The organism is Bacillus sp. 2CMS4F (assembly GCF_023161785.1).
GTDB lineage: Bacteria > Bacillota > Bacilli > Bacillales > Bacillaceae > Bacillus > Bacillus halotolerans.
Genome location: NZ_JALNTO010000004.1, coordinates 15,606 through 37,861, shown reverse-complemented (window position 1 = coordinate 37,861; position 22,256 = coordinate 15,606). Strand labels below are relative to the sequence as shown.

The following is a 22,256-nucleotide window of genomic DNA, read 5'->3' as shown; positions in this document are numbered from 1 at the left end:
AAGTAAAATTTTTGATTGACTAAATTAAGACTTTTTAGCAACGATGTATGTTAAAATAAGAACATAGGTTCTCGTATGGATTAATTATCTGATTAAATATATATTATTTTTCTAATGTGACAAAAGGAGGAATATTTCTATTGATAATAATTTCTAATTTGATTAAATTCCAAAGATGATATAATAAAATACTTGGTATCCTAAAAAGGAGGTTTCACCAATGGAGCAACTATCTTTATTAGACCTTGATGAATTTCAAAACGATGAAAATCAAGAATCGAACGGAAAATTCTCAAGTTCTTCTTTACAAAACCCTGCAATATTAAAAGATTTTCCTTTTGATAAAATATATGAAGTATCACGTAAAGAGGCAAGTCGAAAGAAGCCTATTTTCTTCATTCATAAATACTTTGCTAGAAGAACGACTTGCAACTTTAGATTAGCACTTCTTAGCCTTCTTTTTGAAAAGGAGTCTGATATTTGGAGCAGGTTCTATGATTCGAATCAACTTTCCGAGGGAGATAACCTAACCATTTTAGACCCTTTTATGGGTGGAGGGACAACTATTTTTGAGTCTCTCAGAATTGGGGCAAATGTTATTGGTAATGACTTACAACCTCTTTCGAAATTTGTAACTGAAGCAGAAGTACGCCCATTAGATGAAAAAAAACTAAAAAGACATCTTGATACCTTAGAAAAAAAAGTGGGGCAAAAAATAAAATCTTACTTTAAAACTGACTGCCCTGAGTGTAACAAAGAAGCAGATGTAATGTATAACTTTCACGTAAAGCAGGCCCGTACTTCAACAACCAATAAAACGCATGACCTTTATTCTAACTTTATAATCGTTTCTAAAAAAGGAACATACACTCTATGTTGTCCAGAATGTAATACTCTTTTTAAAGATGACTTCCAAACAGGACACGCACACTGCCCAAAATGTGAATATAAAATTGACTCCCCCAATAGTGGATTTGTAGAAAGAGGAAAATATACCTGTCCTGATACAGGAGAAAGCTTTATGTTACGAGACTTAGATGACTCGACTGGGTATCCCAGGAAGACAAAAATTATTGCTCAAGAATATTACTGTGGTAATTGTAAAAGTCATGATTACAAAGGAATCTCAGAAAAAGACTTACGTTTACATGAAACTGCATTAAGGGAATTTCAAGAACTTAAAGATGAATTGGTCATACCGGAACAACTAATCCCAGCAGGCTATAATACTAACCAAATGATAAATCATGGCTATAAAAAGTTTTCGGATTTATTTACGGACAAGCAATTATTATGTCTAGGCTTATTATTAAAAGAAATTGATGCACTAGAAGATACAGATTCTAAATTTTGGTTTATGTTAGCATTCTCAGCATCATTAGAAATGAACAACACCTTTTGCAGATATCAACATAATGCATCTAAAATATCTAATATATTTTTCAATCACGCTTATGTTCCAATTAGTATGCCTGTTGAAAATAACGTTTGGGGAACTAAACTGGGAACCGGTACTTTTATTAAGGCAGTAAATAAAATCATAAAAGGAAAAGAGTTCAATAAAAACATATATGATATTTCAGTGACTAACGGAAAGTCTGGCAAAATATATTCGAGTGACATAGTAAGTGCTAATCCAGTTACTGAATATAAACATTTGAATAAAAATCAACCTTTAATTACAAATTTAGATTCAAGAAAGTTAGAACATATACCTTCAGGTTCTGTAGATGTAATCCTCACAGACCCACCATATGGAAGCAACATAATGTACTCGGAATTAATTGACTTCTTCCACGTTTGGATTAGTTCAACAAAGTTCGGAAAAGAGATAGGTTTTAACACACCTACTTCTCCAAAAGTAGAAGAGGTTATTGTAAATACTGTTCAACAAAAAACTTTTGATGACTATTCTCAAGGATTAACTCAAATCTTCCTCGAAGGTAATAGAACGCTTAAAGATGAAGGTTACTTAATGTTTACCTTCCATGACAATAGTCTTGATGGGTGGATTTCAGTTATTAAATCATTGGTTGCAGCAAATTTTGAGATTGTTGCAGCTTACCCAATCCACTCAGAAACAAGAACAGGAGCTCATACTTCAGCTAAAAATTCAATTGCATTTGACATCTTTTTAGTTTGTAAAAAAAGAAATGAGAAGCCTGAAGAAAACTTCTCTTTTAATACTATAGAAGTTAAATCTTTGGAAAATACAAACAATTTCGTACGAAGGCTAAATGACATTAATGCAGAAGTTACTATCAGAGATATAGAAAACATTTTCATTTCTCAATTTTTCGTTAATTGTTTTTCTTATCACGTGTCTAGTTGGGACACTCTGGACAATATAATTATCCGAGTAAAAACTCTTCTTAAACAATTAGATGAAATCTTTGAAGATTATAACATTGTAGAAAAAAGAACTGGTTGGTGGTCAAATTCCCAAGGTAAAGTATTCTTGCAAAACTTACTTAAAGTAGAAAAGAGCTAAAAAAATCACTCTCTCATGAGTGATTTTTTTTATAATGCAATGAATTTTTTTTAAGTTACATGATACAATTGTCAGTATATAACTTGAAAGGATTTGCATTGTTATGACATCACCGTATGATAATTTACCAATGGAGCAATGGATTAATGTTACTGAAGAGTTAGTTGGCAACCATCCCTTAAATACTGACGATATAGTAAGTATCGTATTAGAAGCGTGGGAAAGAATTTTAGAAACGAAAATCGGCGGGGAACTACAAATAGGGGTAGATGTTTTCCCTAGTCCGCAAATTATGGGAAATTACCTACACGAATTAATTCCCGCTTTGTTAAGTAGAAAATTCCCTCAGTATTGGCGCAAAGAAATCATTAAAGAAGATAAGGACATTGTCTATATACCTGATAATGATTACTCTGTAGAAATTAAAACATCTTCTAATCCAAATAACGTATACGGAAATAGAAGTTATGGACAAGAAAATAGTGAAAATAGTTCTGGTAAATCTAAATCCGGATATTATATTACCGTTAATTTTGAAAAGTTTGACGTAGAAAATCCTGCTAACAAGCCGGAAATTAAAAAAATTAGATTTGGATGGATAGACCATACGGATTGGAAAGCACAGAAATCTCAAACCGGGCAAGCTGCTCCAATTTCTAAAGAAGCCAGGGATAATAAACTAAAACTTATATATCAAAAATAGCAGGGGTTTTCCCTGCTATTTTTGATTAAGAGTTAATTTGTAAATCCTTTTTATAAATACAACAAAGCTACACATAGTATTCCAAATGTGTGATATTCCCGGTAATCAGAGTAAAAACCTCATTCACTTATGATAAGGCTCCCCACGATTAATCCGAAATGCCCGATAAATCTGCTCAACTAGTATGAGACGCATCAACTGATGAGGAAACGTCATTTTCGAGAATGACAGCTTTTCATCCGCTCGCTTCATCACCGTATCACTTAATCCAAGTGATCCTCCGATGACGAAGGTGACTTTGCTTTTTCCATAAGTAGCCAGCTTATCTATTGTATCGGCTAGTTCTTCGGATGTTTTCATTTTTCCTTCGATGGCGAGAGCGATGACGTGGGCGTCGGGGCTGATTTTGGATAGGATGCGGTCGCCTTCTTTGTCTTTTATGATTTTCATGTCCTGGTCGCTTAGGTTTTCCGGCGCTTTTTCGTCCGGGAGTTCGATGATGTCGATTTTTGCGTAGGCCGAAAGTCGTTTGGTGTATTCTTCAATGCCTTGCTTGAGGTATTTTTCTTTTAGTTTTCCGATTGTCACAATATTGATATTCACAGGTCATCCCCACTTTAGAAACAAGTTATTCATATATGTTGTCCACAATTGTGGATATCTTTTCTGTATTTTGTGTAAGATCATTCGTTCCCCACTATATATACTGCGGGGTCTCCACATAATTCACAGGCTGTGGATAAACTGTTAGTATGTTCGATTTTTCTGATTTCGGGCGGCAGCTCGTGGTCATCTATGTACATATCCAGCACGGTTTCGATGTGTTCTTCACAGGAATAATACGTTTGTTTCATGTTCAAATCCTCCGATGGTTTCTTGCATTTTTGCAAATATTCTCTTCCCAATATAACCTATTTATTCACATGTTAGTAGTGCTTCGGGCTGAGTTTTATCCACAAATCGACAAACAAGCTGTTGATGACTCTATTTCGCTTGTATGTTAGTTTGGATGTAACCGATGTTTGGGGAGGTCTGCATGTGCGCTTCAGATTGGTTTGGCTTTTTGTGATCATGTTGCTGCTTGCTGGGTGTCAGCCGTCTTATTGGGTGTTAGAGAAGGATCGGATCGGTGAAGGCAGTTCCGAGCTAGAATTATACGCAAATTACCTTCAAACACATGATGATGTGAAAGGATACCAAGTCTTCACCATATCAGAAGGCAAAAAAATGGTCGTGGTGTCTCTCGGAAGCAGCGAGAAGGATAAGAAGCTTGAGGTGTCAGACGTCAAATACTCGCCTAAAGAAACGATTGTAACTGTGAAACGAAAGCCGGCTCCCGAGGAAAATGAGAAAAACCCTTATATTCTGATTGGACTGGACAAAATCGAAGGGGATTTAATTGTCCAAGACGAATCAGGAGATCGCTTTGAAGAAACCGATTATCAGCAAAAAAGCCGGCGTTCGATTGAACCGCCGGCTTTTTTTTATTTCAATGTTCCATGCGGATCAATCACAAATTTCTTCGCCGCTCCTTTGTCAAAATCGCTGTATCCTTTTGGCGCGTCGTCCAAAGAAATGACAGTGGCGTTGACGGCTTTTGCGATTTGCGCCCTGCCGCTCAGGATCGCTTTCATCAAGTTGCGGTTGTATGTCATAGCGGGTGTTTGTCCGGTGACGAAGGTGTGGGCTTTGGCCCAGCCGAGTCCGAAACGGATTTTTAATGAGCCTGTTTTGGCGTCCGCATCCTTTGCACCGGGATCTTCCGTCACGTATAAGCCTGGAATACCGAGACTTCCGCCAACCTGGGTGACATCCATGATCGAGTTCAGCACGGCGGCTGGCGCTTCTCCTTGATTGCCGTGTCCTGATGCTTCAAAACCAACACAGTCCACTGCGGCATCCACGGTCGGTTCACCTAGTATTTGTTCAATTTGCTCGCCGAGGCGGTCGTGTTTTTGTACGTTGACCGTTTCGCAGCCGAAACTTCTCGCCTGTGCCAGTCTGTCTTCATTCAAATCGCCTACAATCACTGTGGAAGCGCCAAGCAGCTGGGCGGAGTGTGCGGCGGCTAAGCCGACAGGCCCGGCTCCTGCGATATAGACGGTCGACCCTGTTTGCACGCCCGCTGTATATGCCCCGTGAAATCCGGTCGGAAAAATGTCGGACAGCATGGTTAAATCAAGAATTTTATCTAACGCCTGTTCTTTATCCGGGAAGACCAACAGCTGAAAATCAGCGTACGGCACCATGACGTATTCCGACTGCCCGCCGACCCAGCCGCCCATATCGACGTAACCGTAAGCCGATCCAGGCCGGTCCGGATTGACATTCAGGCACACATGCGTTTTCTGCGTTCTGCACATCACACAGCGTCCGCAGGCAATGTTGAAGGGCACTGATACAATGTCGCCTTTTTTGATAAATTCAACGTCCCGACCCGTTTCAATGACTTCTCCCGTAATTTCATGCCCGAGCACCAAGCCGTCAGGGGCCGTCGTGCGGCCTCTGACCATGTGCTGGTCGCTTCCGCAAATGTTTGTGGTAATCACCTTCAAAATGACCCCGTGCTCACATTTCCGGTTTACATTCGCCTTCGGAACGCCGGGCCCGTCCCTCAAGATTAACTCCGGATAGCCGATATCCTCCACCGCCACGTTTCCTTTGCCTTTGTACACAACCGCTTTGTTTCCTGTCAACGCCATTCCTCCCATTCATGTGTTTGGACTTTGCGTCCTTGAACATGACTTCGGTTCGGCATGACCCTTTCCCTTTTTCACGCCTGCTTTTTCTGTATTCTTACAACAACAAATATGCCAAGAAAGCAGCCGATAATGGTTCCGATGAGGTCAAACCAGTCCAATTTTCCTCCATTCAACAGGAACACAACAACCGCCGAGATGATGCCGATGATAACTGCCAGAAGAATGACCCGTTTGGTGCGCATATGCTTCCTCCTTTATCTGCATCCATTTTATGAATTCATTTTACAGTAATTAACACCTGTTTGCTTGAAAAGGCCATTCGAGCTTTATAGTTTTGAACCATGTTTAAATGGAGGCTGGACAACGTTCTATCATTGATATGTATCAAATTGCGCAACAAAAAAAAGAGACTTCACAAGTCTCTTCATAAACAGCGGTCAGTTGAATAATAATTTCCTGAGAAATAATGTGACAACACTGGCTGCTAACGCAATTGCAGTATAAAGCACAACCCAAAACATGAATGAACTGTTGCCAGAGGCTAACGTAAACAACAATATCAAACTCGCAATAAAGACGATGAGCGGACCAATCCAAACTTTCTTCCATATGAAATAACCCGCTGCACCAATTACGCCTGACATCATCGGAAAAACAAAAACGATGAGCAGTATAACGGCTCCCAAGCCGGAACCCCCTTCACCTTAAAAATCCTTCATCACCTCAAAATCATACAGCTTCAAATGACTCTTCGGCGTCACGACGTCCTTTACCGTCCCGATCTCTTTTTCCTTCACTTTCTTTCCGGTTTTCAGGCTGTATTGTTCAATGTATGCAGGCTGGTTGTAGATATATGTGAAGAAATAGAGGCTGCTGCCTTTTTGTGTGATTTCTTTGAAATCGGCCTTCATTTTTTCTGGGGAAAGGGCGAAGGCAATCCGGCTTTTTCCTGTCTTTGCATCGATCTTGTATACCTTTCCGAAGCCATCAATGAAATACAGGGACCCGTGATACGAGAAAAAGCTTTTTTTGAAGCTGAACGGCATAGAGCTGTATATTGTTTGCTCGTCGTTTTTGTATTCGGCGATATCGTAAAGCTCCACTTTGCCGTTTTTCTTATTGATTTTCACCATTTGATAGAGATTGCTGGCTTTTTGCCCCCGAACCATCACATATACAGCTTGATCGTCCGCAGTAAGCTGGGATTCGATTGAGGCTCCTTCCCGATACTGCCATTCAGTGATGGTTTGATATGTGAGCTTCTTTTGATCGGCTTGAATCTGAAGGAGCTGGTAGCCTTTCTCATCGTCTGTCGGGACAAGTGCGTAAATGGCGCCACCGTGAAAACCGGAGGCTCGGATGTAGTAAGGAATGACGTCTTTTTTCCACTCCCCGTCCAACTGGCGGTACAGCTCTGAGCGGTATCCGCCTCCCTTTTTGTCATAGCCGGAGTTGTAGAGGGTGTAAAAGCCGTCCGTGTTTTGCAGAAATCCTGCGCTGTCACCGGTGTGCTGATAGGCTCTTTTATGGGAGCTCAGACCGTCTTTGATCGTGAAAATCTGGTTTTTGTCCTCCAGCATCACACTGTCGTCATGAGCCTTGGCGGAACCCAGCTCAAGGCCCTTCATCTTAAATGAAGACAGAGACCCGTCTTTGCTGATAAACAGGGCATAGCTTTTCCCGCCGCCGAATGCATCCTGATCCGCAGAGGTTGAGACATACAGCAGAATGTCCTTGCCGTCCAGAAAATCAGGGTCTCGGAGATCCTGCTGACTCACGGCTTTATGGCTTTTTAGAGGAGAAACGAAGACAACTAATGCGATTCCTGCGAGCATCAGCAAGGCGATGGTGATCATCCACTTTTTCATATCCGCTCCTTAATGGATCGTCATGACGGTTGTCGTATAGGAAGAACTTGTGATGTCGCGCGGGTAAACGCCTAACCCTTTATTGCTGTCGATATCAATGCCGGCTTTGAGCAAAAATGCGGACCACAGGAGCTTGGAACAGTTTTTGGCGCCGTCATGGCCGGTATTTCTGTTATTGACGAAGTTAAACGAGTATGAGTCGCCGACTTTCGATACCGCCCAGTCGGCAGCGGATGTTTTTTGTGAAGAAGTGACATTGACTGTCTGTACGATGGAGTTGTCTTCCACGTCTCTGGCGTTATAAGCAATTTGTCTGACGCCGTCGCTTGGAACAGATTCAACAATTTTGTCAGCGGCGGAGTACATGCCGACGTGGCCATGGTTGTAGTAGGCTGTGTAGGAGTTGGTGTAGTAGATGTTTCCCTTCGAGCTTGTGGGAAGTTTTTTCGTACCGGATGAGCCGCCCATCATGGACATGCCGCTTTCCTTGGCGAGCTGGTCTCCTTCTGCTTTATCGGCGGTGATTTCATTGTAAAACTGTTTGAGAATGACATCGGTCTTTACGCGCTGCTGTTTGGCAATCTGGCTGGCGGATTTTGTGATTTCTTCTGGAGTCGTGCCTGGCTGAAGCGCTGCGATTTCTTCAGCATAATTCGTGGCCTTCACAGCTTTTGCGGGAGAAATAAACAGGCTGCCGCACATTGTAAGCGCTACCAAAACAATAAACATTTTTCCCATAATACTCATAACATCTCCTCTTTTCATGTGTGTTAGGAAAGATGATTTCCTTTATCAACATTATATTAGGGAAATGTGGAAGGTAGCTAGGTGATTTACAGAATTTTTAGAAATCATTTACAGGAAGGTTGTCTCACAAAAAAAGGCCTTCCCCAGGCCTAGAGCTTCTTACTCATGATTACATCAGTCTCCTGAAATCCAGCCCGCTCATACAGCCGCCTTGCCGTCTCATTATGAGCAAATACGTGAAGAGACAGCTTTCGAATGCCCATGTTTCCCGCCATCTCGTCCAGTGCGTTCAAGGCTTGCTTCGCGAAACCTTTTTCCCGATATGATTCATACAGCCCGAAATCGTAAATAAACGCTTCCTGCTGCGGGTGTTCCGGTTCTGCGTGAATCCAGAGCCAGCCAGCCGTTTCCTTTCCGTTCAGGATGATACTCCACAAATGGTGATGATGCGTTTGCAGCCCATTCGGCAGCAAATCAGAAAAAGTCTGTTTGGACAAAAGCATGGCTTCATCAGGGAGCCACGATCCTGCCTTTACCTTTTCTTTTGCATAATGCTTAGTCGTGTATGTCAGATAGGATCGAAATTCTTCGATCTGCATGGGGGTTAGCGTGATGGTCATATCGCCTCTCCTTTATTTATTGACTAGAGGATTTTACATAAAATAGAAAGAGGTGTTACTATCAAGATAAGCAAATAGATTGATAAATGAATAGAGAAGGGAGTTTCAAATGAATAAGATTGCACCCGCAGAAATCGCTAACATGCTCAACGATTGGTACCTTGCGATCAAGAAACATGAAGTTGAAGAGTCCGCCCGTATCTTTGAAGAAGTGAAGCCTTTATTGGATGATATGGAAGAGGATCAGGAGGTGCTTGCCTACTTCTCCTTATTAGAATTGCGCCATAAAGTATTGCTTCATGAAGCGAGAGGGCTGGGCTTTGAGCATGAGGAGTCTCCTCATATGAATGCTACGTCAGACATGCTGAAATATTACTTTTTTCTGTTTGAAGGCATGTATGAAGCCTATAAAAATAATTATGAAATTGCCATCGGGCTCTATAAAGAAGCGGAGCAGTATCTCAGCAACATCCCCGATCCGATCGAAAAAGCCGAATTTCATCTGAAGGTCGGCAAGCTCTATTATAAACTGGGACAAAATATTGTGTCTCTCAACCATACAAGGCAAGCGGTCAAAACGTTCAGAGAAGAAACGGATTACAAAAAGAAACTCGCCTCCGCATTAATTACGATGTCAGGCAATTTTACCGAGATGAACCAGTTTGAAGAGGCGGAAACCTATTTGGATGAAGCCATTCGCATGACGAGAGAATTACAGGACTATTTTTTTGAAGCCCAGCTTTTACATAACTTTGGGCTTCTCCATGCTCAAAGCGGCAAATCAGACGAGGCCATCTCAAAATTAGAAGAGGCTTTACAGAACGAAGAGTACGCCCGATCTGCCTATTACTATCATTCTGTTTACTTGCTGATACGAGAGCTGTTTAAGACTGAAAAGAAAGAACAGGCCCTGGCTTATTACCAAAAATTGAAGGGAAAATTCAATACTGAGCCGAATAAGATATGTGAGGCAAAAATTGATATTTTATATGCCATTTACGCAGAAGGAGGTCATGCGGAAACGTTTCACTTATGCAAAGAACATATGGGTGTGTTGATGTCGGAGAGAGAATACGACAGTGTAAGAGAACTTTCCATTTTGGCTGGCGAACGGTATAGGGAAAATGACCTTTATAAAGAAGCTGCCCACTTTTTTTATGAAGCGTTACAGATTGAGGAACTCATTAAACAAACGGAGGTTATGTAAATGAAAAAGTTTCTAATTGGCGCAGGCGTTGCAGCAGTGATTTTATCCGGCTGGTTTATTGCAGATCATCAATCACACTCACAAGAGATGAAAGTCGCTGAGAAAATGATTGGATAATAAAAAACCCCCGCTGGGATGCGGGGGTTTTCACATGTCTACAGCAACTTCTTCCCTAGCAGGGATTCTACAAGCTCTACTGCTGTTTGGCCAGTCTTGTTTTCATGATCGAGGATCGGGTTGACCTCAACAAATTCAGCTGAGGTAATGATGCCTGCGTCATACAGCATTTCCATAGCCAGGTGGCTTTCGCGGTAGCTGATGCCGCCGACGACAGGGGTTCCGACACCCGGTGCGTCGTTTGGATCAAGTCCGTCCAGATCAAGGCTGAGATGGACGCCGTCGCAGTCTGATAAATAATCGAGGGTTTCTTCGATCACCTTTGTCATGCCGAGGCGGTCGATTTCGTGCATGGTGTACACCTTCATGCCGCTTTCCTTAATATACTGGCGCTCTCCTTCATCAAGTGACCGGGCGCCGATAATGACGACATTTTCCGGTTTGATTTTAGGCGCATATCCTTCAAGGTTCACCAGTGACTCGTGTCCGATGCCGAGGCTGACGGCCAGCGGCATGCCGTGAATATTGCCTGAAGGTGATGTTTCTAGTGTATTCAGGTCACCGTGCGCGTCATACCAGATGACGCCGAGCTTATCGTAATGCTTCGCTGTACCTGCGAGCGTGCCGATCGCGATACTGTGATCGCCGCCCAGGACAAGCGGGAATTTTTTCTCTTCAATGACGGTGTTCACCTTTTGAGCGAGCTTTTCGTTTCCTGCCAGCACGGAATTTAGGTTTTTCAGTTCTTCATCGTTTTTGATCTTTTCACGGCTGATCGGAATGTCACCGAGATCTTCAACCGTATAACCCATTTCTGACAGCCTCTCAATCAAATGGGCATACCGGATGGCACTCGGGCCCATATCCACTCCGCGTCGTGCTTGTCCTAAATCCATTGGCATTCCAATAACCGAAATCGTTTTATCCATCTGTGATTCCACCTCAACATATAAGATAATGTCCTATGCGGGTTCTAACAAAGATGACTTGCGGACAACGTTTTTAAAGCTCTAGCTGACGATTTGCCTGCTTGCGTTTTTTAATGACGACATGATAAATGATGTAGCAAATGACCATAAACGGTACTCCGCAATACAGCGCGATACGCTGCTCCGGATCAAACGCGAGACTGATGAGAACGACTGTATTTAACGTCAGGCCGATCAGCGGAAGCACCGGGTATAGCGGTGTTTTAAATTTTAGATCTTCTATCTTGCCGCCTTCACGGATATATTTGCGTCTGAACCTGATTTGGGAAAGTGAAATCGCGATCCAGCCGACCTGTGCGCTCATGCCCGCCAAGGATAGAAGCACCATATACACGGTTTCGGCCGCCGCTACTTTTGACAGAAGCGACAGGCAGGCTACAGCCATCGTTACAATTAACGCGTTCAGCGGCACACCTCTTTTATTTGTTTTGCCGAGCGCTTTGAAGGCCTGTCCTTCATTCGCCATCGCGTACAGGATACGAGTCGATGCGTATAAACCTGAATTCGCAACGGATAGCAGCGCGATTAAAATAACAAAGTTCATAATATCAGCGGCATATGGAATTCCGATTTGCTCAAATACGGCAACAAACGGACTTTCCACAACACCCGCCTGTTTCCACGGAATCATGCCGGCAATGACAATGATTGAAAGAACAAAGAAGACAAGTGTTCTCCATACTGTCTGTTTGATGGACCGCGGAATCGTTTTTTCAGGGTTTTCACTTTCTCCGGCTGCAACCCCGATCAGCTCAGTTCCCTGGAATGCGAAGTTCACGGTAATCATCGTTATCAATATTGCCTTTATGCCGTTCGGGAATAACCCATCTTCATAAAAATGCGTCAGAAACGGCGCTTGCTCTCCGCCTTTTAGGTCAATGAAGCCGAACATAGCGGCTCCGCCGAGAATAATAAATAAAAGGATAATCAATATTTTAATGCCGGAAAACCAAAATTCAGATTCTGCAAAGGCTTTCGCGGTTATTGCATTTAAGGTAAACATTAGGGCCGCAAAGACCAGACACCAAATCCAGACATCAACGTGCGGAAACCAGCGGAGCATCAGCTGCCCCGCTGACAAAAATTCTATTGCGCATGTAACTGCCCAGCCGAGCCAGTACAGCCAGCCGAACGCAAACCCGAAGGCCGGGCTGATAAATTTTGTCGCATAGGTCTGGAAGGACCCCGATACAGGAAAGGCGACCGCAAGCTCCCCTAAGCAGAGCATGGTCAAAAACATGATAAAGCCGCCCACTAAATAAGACAGAACCGCGCCGAGCGGTCCCGCTTGGTTAATGGTAAACCCGGTCCCCAGGAAGAAACCGGTTCCGATCACTCCGCCCAATGAAATCATAAACAAGTGGCGAGATTTCATTGTCCGCTGGAGCTGATTTCCGTTATCTTGGTTCGTATTCACATTCTGCACCCCTTCAGCAACTTGTATTGGATCTAAGCTGGAACATCTATCGTGATGCGTATCCCAGTTTGCTGTCCAAAGAGTCTCTATCTATTTAATATAAAATTCACTTCTTCTCATAAAGATACATTATACTAAAATACTGTAGCTGAGCAAATAGGGAGTGCTAATTTTTCTGTTGTAAATTTATACAAACGAAGTGAATATACCGCCATGATGCGGATTTATGCCTTTTGCAGCACATGCTTAATTTTTTCAATCGCCCAATCCAAATCCTTTTTGGAAATGATTAATGGCGGTGCAAAACGAATAACGGTATCATGCGTTTCCTTGCATAAAAGTCCTTCATCTTTTAAACGCTCACAATATGGACGCGCCGCTTCCGTCAGTTCCACACCGATAAACAGCCCTCTGCCGCGGACTTCTTTAATGATTGGGTTATCAATGCTCTCCAGCTCTTGTTTAAAATACTCTCCAAGCTCAAGAGAACGCTCCGCCAGCTTTTCATCTTCCAGCACTTCCAGTGAGGCGATGGACACCGCACATGCCAGCGGATTTCCGCCAAATGTGGAGCCGTGTGAGCCCGGATTAAACACGCCTAAAACGTCGCGGTCTGCCGCAATACATGAAATCGGGAACACACCGCCGCCAAGCGCTTTCCCCAAAATGTACATATCAGGATCAATGCCATCCCAGTCACAAGCGAATGTCTTGCCTGTACGTCCGAGACCCGTCTGAATTTCATCGGCAATCAACAGCACATTTTCTTCCTTACAAATTGCCGCCGCTTCCTGCAAAAATCCTTCAGGCGGAATCACAATGCCCGCTTCGCCTTGAATCGGTTCAAATAAGAATGCCGCTGTGTTTGGCGTAATCGCCTGGCGCAGCGCTTCCGCATCTCCGTAAGGGATTAGTTTGATTCCCGGAAGCATCGGGCCGAATCCTCTTTTATACTCCTCTTCAGAAGAAAGAGAAACCGCCAGCATCGTCCGGCCATGGAAATTTCCGACGCACGCAATGATCTCCGCCTGATTGTCCGCCACGCCCTTCACTTCATAAGCCCAGCGTCTCGCTGCTTTCACCGCAGACTCAACCGCTTCAGCCCCCGTATTCATCGGCAGAATCATTTCTTTGCCCGTCAGCTTAGCCGCCTTTTCGTAAAACGGTCCGAGCTGATCGTTGTGAAACGCGCGAGACGTCAGCGTGATTTTATCAGCCTGATCCTTTAACGCCTGAATGATCTTCGGATGTCTGTGCCCCTGATTCACCGCAGAATAAGCACTCAGCATATCCATATATTCATTGCCTTCCGGGTCCTTTACCCAAGCACCCAGCGCTTCAGAAATAACAATTGGCAGCGGATGATAATTGTTGGCACCGTAATGAGACGTCTGATCAATAATTTCTTTGGATTTTGATAAAGCTGGCATATTTGAATTCCCCCTTGTTTTCTGTTTCAACACAATATCCTGCTTTCCCTTTTTATAAATGCAAGTTTCGTGCCAACTCGCACATTCGTGTATTTTCTACAATATTCGAGGCAAGGGTGCAAAAATATTCAGATATTTCGCACGAAATTTTCATATAGTGCAAAATTCTTTTGCATATCCTCTCTATTCTTTTATAAAATAGAAGCAATATTAAGAAAATAAATGAGGGAGGTTTATACTTTGGTCAAAGACAGCGAATTCCTCACATTAGTGTTTCAGAGCATTTTGGATGAAATTGATGTCGGCCTGCACGTCGTGGACGAGCATGGAAACACGATTGTTTATAACAACAAAATGATGCAAATTGAAGATATGGAGAAGCAGGACGTCTTAAATAAAAACCTGATGGATGTATTTATGTTTTCGAAGCAGCAGGACAGCACACTTGTGCAAGCCCTCCAGGAAGGCAAAACGATCAAAAATGTAAAGCAGAGCTATTTCAACAATAAAGGCCAGGAAATCACGACAATCAATCATACATATCCGATCGTCCAAGACGGCAACATCAAAGGCGCTGTCGAAATTGCCAAGGACGTGACAAAGCTGGAACGCCTGATCAGAGAGAATATGCATAAAAAAGGAAACGCGACTTACACATTTGACAGCATTCTCGGCACCAGTCCGGCGGTTCAGGATGTCATCGAAAACGCCAAGCGGGCGACCCGCACCTCTTCCTCGGTTCTTCTCGCAGGTGAAACCGGCACGGGAAAAGAGCTGTTCGCACAAAGTATCCATAACGGCAGCGACCGATCAAGCGGCCCGTTCATTTCTCAAAACTGTGCGGCTCTGCCTGACAGTCTGGTGGAAAGCATCCTGTTCGGTACGAAAAAAGGCGCGTTTACAGGTGCCGTTGACCAGCCTGGCCTGTTTGAGCAAGCCCATGGCGGCACACTTCTGTTAGATGAAATCAACTCACTGAATTTAAGCTTGCAGGCAAAATTGCTGCGCGCCCTGCAAGAACGGAAAATCAGACGCATTGGTTCGACCAAGGATACACCGATTGACGTGCGCATTATCGCCACAATGAATGAAGACCCGATTGATGCCATTGCGGGTGAACGAATGCGAAAGGACTTGTATTACAGGCTGAGCGTCGTGACACTGATCATCCCGCCGCTTCGGGAACGCAAAGAGGACATTTTGCTTCTCGCGTCAGAGTTCATCCAGAAAAACAACCACCTGTTTCAAATGAATGTCGAACATATCAGTGAAGATGTGAAGCAATTTTTCTTATCCTACGATTGGCCGGGAAATATTCGCGAGCTTGAGCATATGATCGAGGGCGCGATGAATTTCATGACAGATGAACAAACGATTACGGCCAACCATCTGCCATATCAATACCGCATGAAAATCAAGCCGGCAGACATCTCGAAGCCGGAACCCGCAGGGCATCAGCCCGCCGCTGATTTGAAAGAAAAAATGGAGAGCTTTGAAAAATATGTGATCGAAAACATCCTTAGAAAACACGGCCATAACATTTCAAAAACCGCTCAGGAGCTCGGCATCAGCAGACAAAGCCTGCAATACCGGCTGAAGAAGTTTTCTCTGCACGCAAAATAAACCTATGTACATCATTAAAATAACAACCAGTAATCATACAGAACAAACCATTAAAATAAACGCTGAAAATGGAAAGCTGACAAGCCCTTACACGCTGTTTCACGTGTAACATCCATCTTGTATTTTCTTCATATTCGATCTTTTTTTTGAAATGGAACGGGCGTGATCCCGTTCCGTTTTTTTGCATAAAAAAACAGCCTGGCATCAGTGCCAGACTGCTTGTATTAACTTCCTAACTGATCTGCGGAGGACAGCTTCACTTCAACGGATTTTTCTTTTCCGCCGCGGTAAAACGTCACCTTCACCCGATCACCGACTCTTTTCTGATAAAGCCGCTTCCGAAGATCCACAATATCATTTATTTTTTGCCCGTCAAATTCAGTGATGACATCCAGCTCCTTGAGTCCCGCTTTTCCGGCAGGTGATAAGGCATCTACACCCATTATCACAGCTCCGTTGGTCACATGTTTAGGAAGCTTCAGCGTTTCGTCCCAATGGTAGCTTGCGATATCATTTAACGATTTCATTTCAATACCAAGGAACGGACGTTTCACTTTGCCGTATTTCTCTATATCCTCTATCACCGGGATCACAAGCTTAGATGGAATGGACAGGCCAATCCCTTCAACCGCTGACTCCGCGATTTTCATTGAATTGATGCCAATGACTTTTCCGTCCATATTCAACAAAGCTCCGCCGCTGTTCCCCGGGTTAATGGCTGCATCGGTTTGCAGCACCTCTGCATTCCAGTCAGGCTGACCGTCATCATTGGAATCAACCGGAATCGCCCTCTCTGTTCCCGATATGACGCCCTGTGTGACAGAGCCTGCAAATTCAAGGCCTAACGGATTGCCGATCGCAATTACCGGTTCCCCAGATTTTACTTTATCTGAATTGCCAAAATCAGCGACAGCTTTGATTTTATCGCTTTTCACCCGCAAAACGGCAAGATCCATCAGCTGGTCGCTGCCGACAAGCTCAGCAGACACACGCGAACCGTCTTTTAAACTGATTTCAATTTGGGAAGCGCCCTCGATCACATGATGGTTGGTCACGACATAAGCAGAGTGGTCATTTTTCTTATAGATGACGCCTGAGCCGCTCCCAGCCTCACCGCTTTCTCCCCAAATATCTGTTTTTTGAATGTTTACGACACCGACAACAGCCGGCGACACATTGCTGACAATCTGAGTGACAGCGTTGTTCACACTGACATTCACTGTTCGAATTGATTCCCGGCCGTTGGTCTGCTGCTGATCCGCCTCGCCCGTATCAAACCCCTCATTTGAAAGGTACGGCATAATAAACGCCATCAATACAGCGCCGACAATCACCCCAATCAGGCTTGAAAGAAAATAACCTTTTTTGCTTCTCTTCGGCTGTTCAGGAGTATTATGTTCTTCCTCACGCTCGTAATCCACCATATTCCATCCTTTCAGAGAACGTTGATATGGTTATATTGTGGATTAGAAACTCCTATAATAGTCATGTTACACAAGAAAAAATTATACAGCGCAAAGCGGAGTAGCCTTTTTCGGATCGGTATCAAACAAATCAAATGTTTCGCCTGTCACAAATCCTTTAGAAGCCAATGTCTGCTGGACCGACATTCTGGCCAGCTCTTTCATATTGTTGTCCTGACTCAAATGAGCGAGGTAGATACGAGACGTCTCGTCGCCGATGACATCCGTCATCGCCAACGCAGCATCTTCATTTGAAACGTGCCCGACGTCACTTAAAATCCGCCGCTTAATGCTCCAAGGGTATCTTCCCATTTGCAGCATGCCGACATCATGATTGCTTTCAAAAACGAACACATTCGCCGAGCGGATAATGCCCTTCATCCGGTCGCTGACATACCCTGTATCTGTCATTAACGCGAGCTTGCGCCCATTACAATGAAACACATAAAACATGGGCTCTGCCGCATCATGAGAGACGCCAAACGATTCTACATCAAGTCCGCCAAACGACTTCACCGTCTCCATCGGAAACTCAAACTTTTGATCGGTATCAATTTTGCCGATCTGGTTCTCCATCGCCTTCCACGTCTTCTCGTTCGCATAGATCGGAAGCTTGTACTTTCTGGCGATAACGCCGAGGCCTTTAATATGGTCACTATGCTCATGCGTCACAAAAATGCCGTCCACATCATCCAGCTTACGTCCGATTTGCGCCATTAATCCATCCATGGCTTTCCCGCTCAAACCGGCGTCCACTAAAAACGCGTGATCCTCTGTTTCCAGGTAAAACGCATTTCCCGTACTCCCGCTCGCAAGAACGCTAAATTGCAAGCTCATTTCAGTTCACTCCATTATTTTGATTGGTCTGTATCTAAAATCGTACTCTCCAAAGCATTCACAGTAAAATACTCTTGCACTTTCTTTTTCTCGCCGTTCACTTTTTTATCATACTCCACCGTAACTCTCCATACCGGAGCCAGCACCTGCGTGCTTGTCAGCGGATATTGCGCCACATAGCCGAATTTCACACTCTTTATGGTGCAGTATTCTTTTAATTGATTTTGATAGTACAATAATTCAACCGCATCAAGCTCAGTAATTAAGTTTTCCTTCTGAATCTGTTTAAAGGTTTCAAGCGTCGACTGCTCGTATGACACAACCTCGTTTTTATCGTTTAAGTGCAAAATTACTTGTCCGATCATATTAGAGGAGTTGTCAGTCTTCTGATAAATGTAATGGCCTTCATACGTTTGGAAGTAAATGATTTCTTTTTTAGATTTATCCACCTTCCAAAGCTTATATTTTTCACCATCTTGAATTTTAGAAGACACAAGCGCCTGTGCATCGTCCTCTGTGTTTTTCTTTGAAAGGGCAATCGGGCTCGTAAACTTCATCTTTAAGTTCGTTACTTTATGATCATCACTAGGCATATCCATCATAGGCTTTTGATCCTTGAGTGATTCAATATCATCCTTCGTGAAGACTTTTTGATTCGCTGTGATCCGATAGCCTTCTATCGCTTCTTTATCCAGACCTTCATACGTGATATGGTCTGCCTTCATGTCATGCTCTACATCATTTTTAATGACTTCATATTCTTTACTATTAGATTGCTTCTCAAAAAATTGATAGCCTAAGAAAATATCTAAAATGAGGAAGGCAACGATGAAGATTGTTTTTGTCTTATTCCACTCCATTGTCTGCCCCCTCCTTCGTCAATAATTCCTTCGTAATCGGCACCACTTTTCCATTTATTCTCATAGCCCAAACCGGTTCAAGCTCAACAAGAGGATCATCGTTGGTTGATGTTGAGATCATCTGATACGCAGGGAAAATCTGATCAATTTTGTCCGTATCATACGCCGTTTGTCTGGACAGAAGAGCCCTCACTTCCCTGCCGCTCATCAGCTGTGTCTCACTTGTTTTAATCGGATTCGTTCCAAGACTGTAGTTCGGCCGTTTATAGCTGAGAATATCGTCATTGGCCCATTGGACGGTGATTGCCGAAGTTCCGCCAAACGGTTTAGACATGCTGTTAATGACCGGGAGCTGATCCATAAAGATATAGAAGCTCAGCTGCTGGCTGTCGTTGATATTAAAAAATTGATAGTGATCCGTCCAGCTTCCTGTATCCTCTAGGTACTTCTGGCTCTTTTTGATTAATTCACCTGTTTGATACGAAGTGCTCTGCACTAAATTACGCTGCTGGAATTGAACCTGCCGCTGGGTCAGGCTGACATCTAAACGGCTGATGCCGTCCGTCAGTACATTTCTGTTATTATAATTCGAATCTTCTCTTACAATGCTCGGATCGCTGAACAGCGCTTGTTTAAAAGTGTTTGTTTTAATTGATTCCGTAACAAATTCCTTTTTATCCATCGTAAGCGATTTGTTCGGAAGCAAAAACTCTTTCTTTGTGCCGATCGAGAACAAGCTGTACGCAGGCATATTTGATTCTTTGTTTTTTAAATCGTTCATGATATTCCGGTAGTTTGCTGATTCAACCGTCACTTCCAGAATAAGCTGCTTGCTGTAAGATACCAAATAAATCTTCTTATTCGTTTTTGTTTCATCGAATGGGATCATAATATGATCAAACGAGCTGTATTCAAACGATTGATTGGACCATTTAAACAGCGTTTGAATAATATCAATAGGTATCGTGTCACTGAATTGCAGATCAAGCTTGGCAGCAGAACCGCCTCTTCCATAAAACCAGCTCTTAAATCCGGCCTTATCATATTGATCCGATATATCTTTAATGCCTTTTACATCCCAATGCGGCAAATCTGACCAGACTTCATCATAAAGCGTTTCATCATCGACCTTATAATGAGCACCGTCATCATGAATAAACATTTCCCGCGGTTTTACCGTTTCAGACAGCTTTTGGGTATTTTTTTCAATTTTATGCTTCTCACGCACCGTAGACTCTGCTGATGACGAGTCTTCAGAAAAATTAGGCTGAAATGTCCATATGCTCCATGTAAAAACAAGACTGATGACGACGAGTACCGTAAGTAATATTGTTTTTATATTTTCACGCTTCATCCCAATCATCCTCTTGTTCCTCTTTATATGGAAGAGTAAAAGTTATCGTTGTGCCTTTTCCTTCTACACTGTCTGCCCAAATATCTCCGCCGTGCGCCTGAACCATTTCCCTGGCAATGGCAAGTCCCAGACCTGTCCCGCCGAGCTTTCTCGTTCTCGCTTTATCAACCCTGTAGAAGCGGTCAAAGACTTTTTCGACATCCTTTTTCGGAATCCCGATCCCTTCATCCTTAACGCTGATATAGAGAAGTTCTTCCTCTTCATTTACGTCAATTGAGAAGGTGACATGTCCGCCTTCAGGTGAATATTTTAAAGCGTTGGAAATAATATTATCGAGCACCTGCGTAATTTTATCCTGGTCAATCTCCACATACAGGTTTCTGTCCGGCAGATTGCGGATAAATTCCACATGCTGTTCCTTCGTCATTTCAAAACGATCAATAATGAGCGACATAAATCGGACGATTTGAATCCACTCACGATTAAATTGATAATCCTTGCTGTCAAATTTAGAAAGCTGAAGCAAATCGTTTACAAGCCGAATCATCCGCTCTGTTTCATTCTGCGTCACCATTAAGAAACGCGGCGCAATGTCTTTATTTTCCCACGCGCCTTCCGCTAATGCCTCTAAATAACTGCGCATGGTCGTAAGCGGCGTCCGCAGCTCGTGTGATACATTCGCTACAAACTCTCTGCGCTCCTGGTCAATTTTCTCCTGCTCGGTTACATCGTAAATGACAGCAATTAAACCGTCGATTTTACCATGCTCCCTTTGAATCACGGAGAAATTGACACGAAGCACTGTCAATTCATCGTCGCGCTCAATTTCGAGCAGCATAGAGTCCTGCTGTTCGACTAAATCTTCAAAAGTATAATTCTCTTGAATCCCCAGCAAGCTTGTAATCGGCATTTCTAAGGCTGTTTCACGTGAAACGTTCAGCAGCTCCAGCGCCGGGCTGTTCAAGAGAATAATCGCGCCGTTTCGGTTTGTGGCAATAACGCCATCCGTCATATAGGCAATAACAGAGGAAAGCTTTCTGCGTTCACCCTCTGTCATTGCCTGAGCATCTTCAAGCTCTCTCGTTAAGTGATTAAACGTTGTGGCGAGCTGTCCAATTTCATCATGTCCGTACTTTCTAACCTTCCTGGAGAAATTCCCTTTCGCAAGCTCCATTGCCTGCTTCCTCATATCTGAAAGCGGGTGGGTAATGGTTCTGGCCAGAAAAATACCGAGAAGGGCTGTCAAAACGAGGGCCAAACCAGTGCCGGAGGCCAGTATCGTGTTGATGGTCTTCATTTGGCCAAAGACATCTTCCATGCTCGCTACTACATAAATCGCTCCGACAACCTCTTGGTTTTCAGTCGTAACGGGCTTTGCGGAAATGAGGACTCTTATTTTGCTTTTCGGGTCATAATATTTTCTAGAATAAGACTGTTTAGTAGAAAAAATTCTTTTAAAAATGAGATCCGTCGTTTGTTTCCCTGCAACTTCTTCTCCATATGGCCTTGAAGAGCCAACCACTTCATAGCTTTTATCAACAAAACTAATTTCCCGAATCTCATCACTCTTCGTGAAGTCATTCAAAATACGGCTGACATCATCCTTAATGACGGTGCTGTCATTATCGCTCTTATATTCCTGCTCAATATAATAAGAAAGGTTGTCGATTCGCTGATTAAGCGATTGTTCATAAGATGTAATCAGCGACTTCTCTACCTGATTGACAAAATACACACCAATGACTTGCATCGCGATGATAATCAAAAGCACATAAATCAAGGTAATCTTAAATTGGATCGACCGAAAAAAACCAACCTTATTCATTGG

At 43.3% G+C, this 22,256-nt stretch carries 21 protein-coding genes and 2 pseudogenes; 6 read left to right on the top strand and 17 right to left on the bottom strand.

The window, feature by feature from the left end; genetic code table 11:
• Positions 1 to 220 precede the first annotated feature (220 nt).
• Together MTN95_RS08410 and MTN95_RS08405 are read left to right on the top strand one after the other, a co-directional pair.
• Positions 221 to 2,491 carry a hypothetical protein gene (locus MTN95_RS08410; protein WP_248337736.1) on the top strand — a complete coding sequence of 757 codons (2,271 nt, stop codon included), beginning with the start codon at positions 221 to 223 and terminating at the stop codon, positions 2,489 to 2,491.
• Between the two features lie 103 nt (positions 2,492 to 2,594).
• Complete coding sequence (locus MTN95_RS08405) at positions 2,595 to 3,194, top strand: ScaI family restriction endonuclease (protein WP_248337734.1); 600 nt, start codon at positions 2,595 to 2,597, stop codon at positions 3,192 to 3,194.
• Between the two features lie 123 nt (positions 3,195 to 3,317).
• Here MTN95_RS08405 and rlmH read toward each other — a convergent pair whose 3' ends face one another.
• Complete coding sequence (rlmH, locus tag MTN95_RS08400; protein ID WP_003243164.1) at positions 3,318 to 3,797, bottom strand: 23S rRNA (pseudouridine(1915)-N(3))-methyltransferase RlmH; 480 nt, start codon at positions 3,795 to 3,797, stop codon at positions 3,318 to 3,320.
• A gap of 80 nt (positions 3,798 to 3,877) precedes the next feature.
• On the bottom strand, positions 3,878 to 4,048 hold the full coding sequence (locus MTN95_RS08395) for a CxxH/CxxC protein (RefSeq protein WP_003236479.1): 171 nt from the start codon (positions 4,046 to 4,048) through the stop codon (positions 3,878 to 3,880).
• Between the two features lie 184 nt (positions 4,049 to 4,232).
• On the opposite strand from MTN95_RS08395, the pseudogene MTN95_RS08390 reads away from it, so the two are divergent.
• Positions 4,233 to 4,643, top strand: a pseudogene (locus MTN95_RS08390) (hypothetical protein); the annotation flags it as partial.
• Positions 4,644 to 4,678: 35 nt separating this feature from the next.
• Here the strand turns inward: MTN95_RS08390 and fdhA are convergent.
• The 6 genes from fdhA to MTN95_RS08360 all read right to left on the bottom strand — a co-directional run bounded on the left by fdhA (position 4,679) and on the right by MTN95_RS08360 (position 9,131).
• Positions 4,679 to 5,905 carry a formaldehyde dehydrogenase, glutathione-independent gene (fdhA, locus tag MTN95_RS08385; protein WP_248337732.1) on the bottom strand — a complete coding sequence of 409 codons (1,227 nt, stop codon included), beginning with the start codon at positions 5,903 to 5,905 and terminating at the stop codon, positions 4,679 to 4,681.
• A gap of 62 nt (positions 5,906 to 5,967) precedes the next feature.
• On the bottom strand, positions 5,968 to 6,138 hold the full coding sequence (locus MTN95_RS08380; protein WP_024123503.1) for a hypothetical protein: 171 nt from the start codon (positions 6,136 to 6,138) through the stop codon (positions 5,968 to 5,970).
• A 195-nt stretch (positions 6,139 to 6,333) separates the two neighbouring features.
• Entirely contained in the window at positions 6,334 to 6,582 is a 249-nt protein-coding gene (locus MTN95_RS08375; protein ID WP_101859660.1) for a DUF2651 family protein, read from the bottom strand.
• Between the two features lie 18 nt (positions 6,583 to 6,600).
• Positions 6,601 to 7,764: a hypothetical protein gene (locus tag MTN95_RS08370; RefSeq protein WP_248337730.1), complete on the bottom strand. Its 1,164-nt coding sequence runs from the start codon at positions 7,762 to 7,764 to the stop codon at positions 6,601 to 6,603.
• Positions 7,765 to 7,773: 9 nt separating this feature from the next.
• Positions 7,774 to 8,511, bottom strand: a complete 738-nt coding sequence (locus tag MTN95_RS08365) for a YiiX/YebB-like N1pC/P60 family cysteine hydrolase (RefSeq protein ID WP_105954617.1) — start codon at positions 8,509 to 8,511, stop codon at positions 7,774 to 7,776.
• A 149-nt stretch (positions 8,512 to 8,660) separates the two neighbouring features.
• Positions 8,661 to 9,131 carry a GNAT family N-acetyltransferase gene (locus tag MTN95_RS08360; RefSeq protein WP_248337728.1) on the bottom strand — a complete coding sequence of 157 codons (471 nt, stop codon included), beginning with the start codon at positions 9,129 to 9,131 and terminating at the stop codon, positions 8,661 to 8,663.
• Between the two features lie 109 nt (positions 9,132 to 9,240).
• Between MTN95_RS08360 and rapG the strand changes: the two genes are divergently transcribed.
• Both rapG and MTN95_RS08350 read left to right on the top strand, forming a co-directional pair.
• Positions 9,241 to 10,338: a response regulator aspartate phosphatase RapG gene (rapG, locus tag MTN95_RS08355; RefSeq protein ID WP_248337726.1), complete on the top strand. Its 1,098-nt coding sequence runs from the start codon at positions 9,241 to 9,243 to the stop codon at positions 10,336 to 10,338.
• Positions 10,339 to 10,455: a Phr family secreted Rap phosphatase inhibitor gene (locus MTN95_RS08350; RefSeq protein WP_010332587.1), complete on the top strand. Its 117-nt coding sequence runs from the start codon at positions 10,339 to 10,341 to the stop codon at positions 10,453 to 10,455.
• 38 nt (positions 10,456 to 10,493) lie between these two features.
• Here the strand turns inward: MTN95_RS08350 and rocF are convergent, their stop codons facing one another.
• The 3 genes from rocF to rocD all read right to left on the bottom strand — a co-directional run bounded on the left by rocF (position 10,494) and on the right by rocD (position 14,291).
• On the bottom strand, positions 10,494 to 11,384 hold the full coding sequence (gene rocF, locus MTN95_RS08345; protein WP_024123509.1) for an arginase: 891 nt from the start codon (positions 11,382 to 11,384) through the stop codon (positions 10,494 to 10,496).
• A gap of 73 nt (positions 11,385 to 11,457) precedes the next feature.
• The gene (locus MTN95_RS08340) at positions 11,458 to 12,861 is read right to left on the bottom strand and encodes an amino acid permease (protein ID WP_095712589.1); all 1,404 of its coding nucleotides are present in this window, start codon (positions 12,859 to 12,861) and stop codon (positions 11,458 to 11,460) included.
• Positions 12,862 to 13,085: 224 nt separating this feature from the next.
• Positions 13,086 to 14,291, bottom strand: a complete 1,206-nt coding sequence (gene rocD, locus MTN95_RS08335) for an ornithine aminotransferase (protein WP_024123511.1) — start codon at positions 14,289 to 14,291, stop codon at positions 13,086 to 13,088.
• Positions 14,292 to 14,531: 240 nt separating this feature from the next.
• Between rocD and rocR the strand changes: the two genes are divergently transcribed.
• Positions 14,532 to 15,914 (top strand): arginine utilization regulatory protein RocR, encoded by a 1,383-nt coding sequence (gene rocR, locus MTN95_RS08330; protein WP_105954622.1) that lies wholly within the window; start codon positions 14,532 to 14,534, stop codon positions 15,912 to 15,914.
• Between the two features lie 92 nt (positions 15,915 to 16,006).
• On the opposite strand, the pseudogene MTN95_RS21645 reads toward rocR, so the two are convergent.
• The 6 genes and pseudogenes from MTN95_RS21645 to walK all read right to left on the bottom strand — a co-directional run.
• Positions 16,007 to 16,119: pseudogene (locus MTN95_RS21645) on the bottom strand (hypothetical protein); the annotation flags it as partial.
• A 19-nt stretch (positions 16,120 to 16,138) separates the two neighbouring features.
• Entirely contained in the window at positions 16,139 to 17,338 is a 1,200-nt protein-coding gene (gene htrC / locus MTN95_RS08325) for a serine protease HtrC (RefSeq protein ID WP_105991102.1), read from the bottom strand.
• An 81-nt stretch (positions 17,339 to 17,419) separates the two neighbouring features.
• A complete protein-coding gene (locus tag MTN95_RS08320) occupies positions 17,420 to 18,214 on the bottom strand; it encodes an MBL fold metallo-hydrolase (RefSeq protein WP_024123515.1) in 795 nt (264 codons plus the stop codon).
• 14 nt (positions 18,215 to 18,228) lie between these two features.
• Positions 18,229 to 19,074 carry a two-component system regulatory protein YycI gene (locus tag MTN95_RS08315; RefSeq protein WP_202853274.1) on the bottom strand — a complete coding sequence of 282 codons (846 nt, stop codon included), beginning with the start codon at positions 19,072 to 19,074 and terminating at the stop codon, positions 18,229 to 18,231.
• On the bottom strand, positions 19,061 to 20,428 hold the full coding sequence (yycH, locus tag MTN95_RS08310) for a two-component system activity regulator YycH (protein WP_044160402.1): 1,368 nt from the start codon (positions 20,426 to 20,428) through the stop codon (positions 19,061 to 19,063). The genes MTN95_RS08315 and yycH overlap by 14 nt, the downstream gene beginning before the upstream one ends.
• On the bottom strand, positions 20,418 to 22,253 hold the full coding sequence (walK, locus tag MTN95_RS08305; RefSeq protein ID WP_044160205.1) for a cell wall metabolism sensor histidine kinase WalK: 1,836 nt from the start codon (positions 22,251 to 22,253) through the stop codon (positions 20,418 to 20,420). Before walK ends, yycH begins: the two co-directional genes overlap by 11 nt.
• Positions 22,254 to 22,256 lie beyond the last annotated feature (3 nt).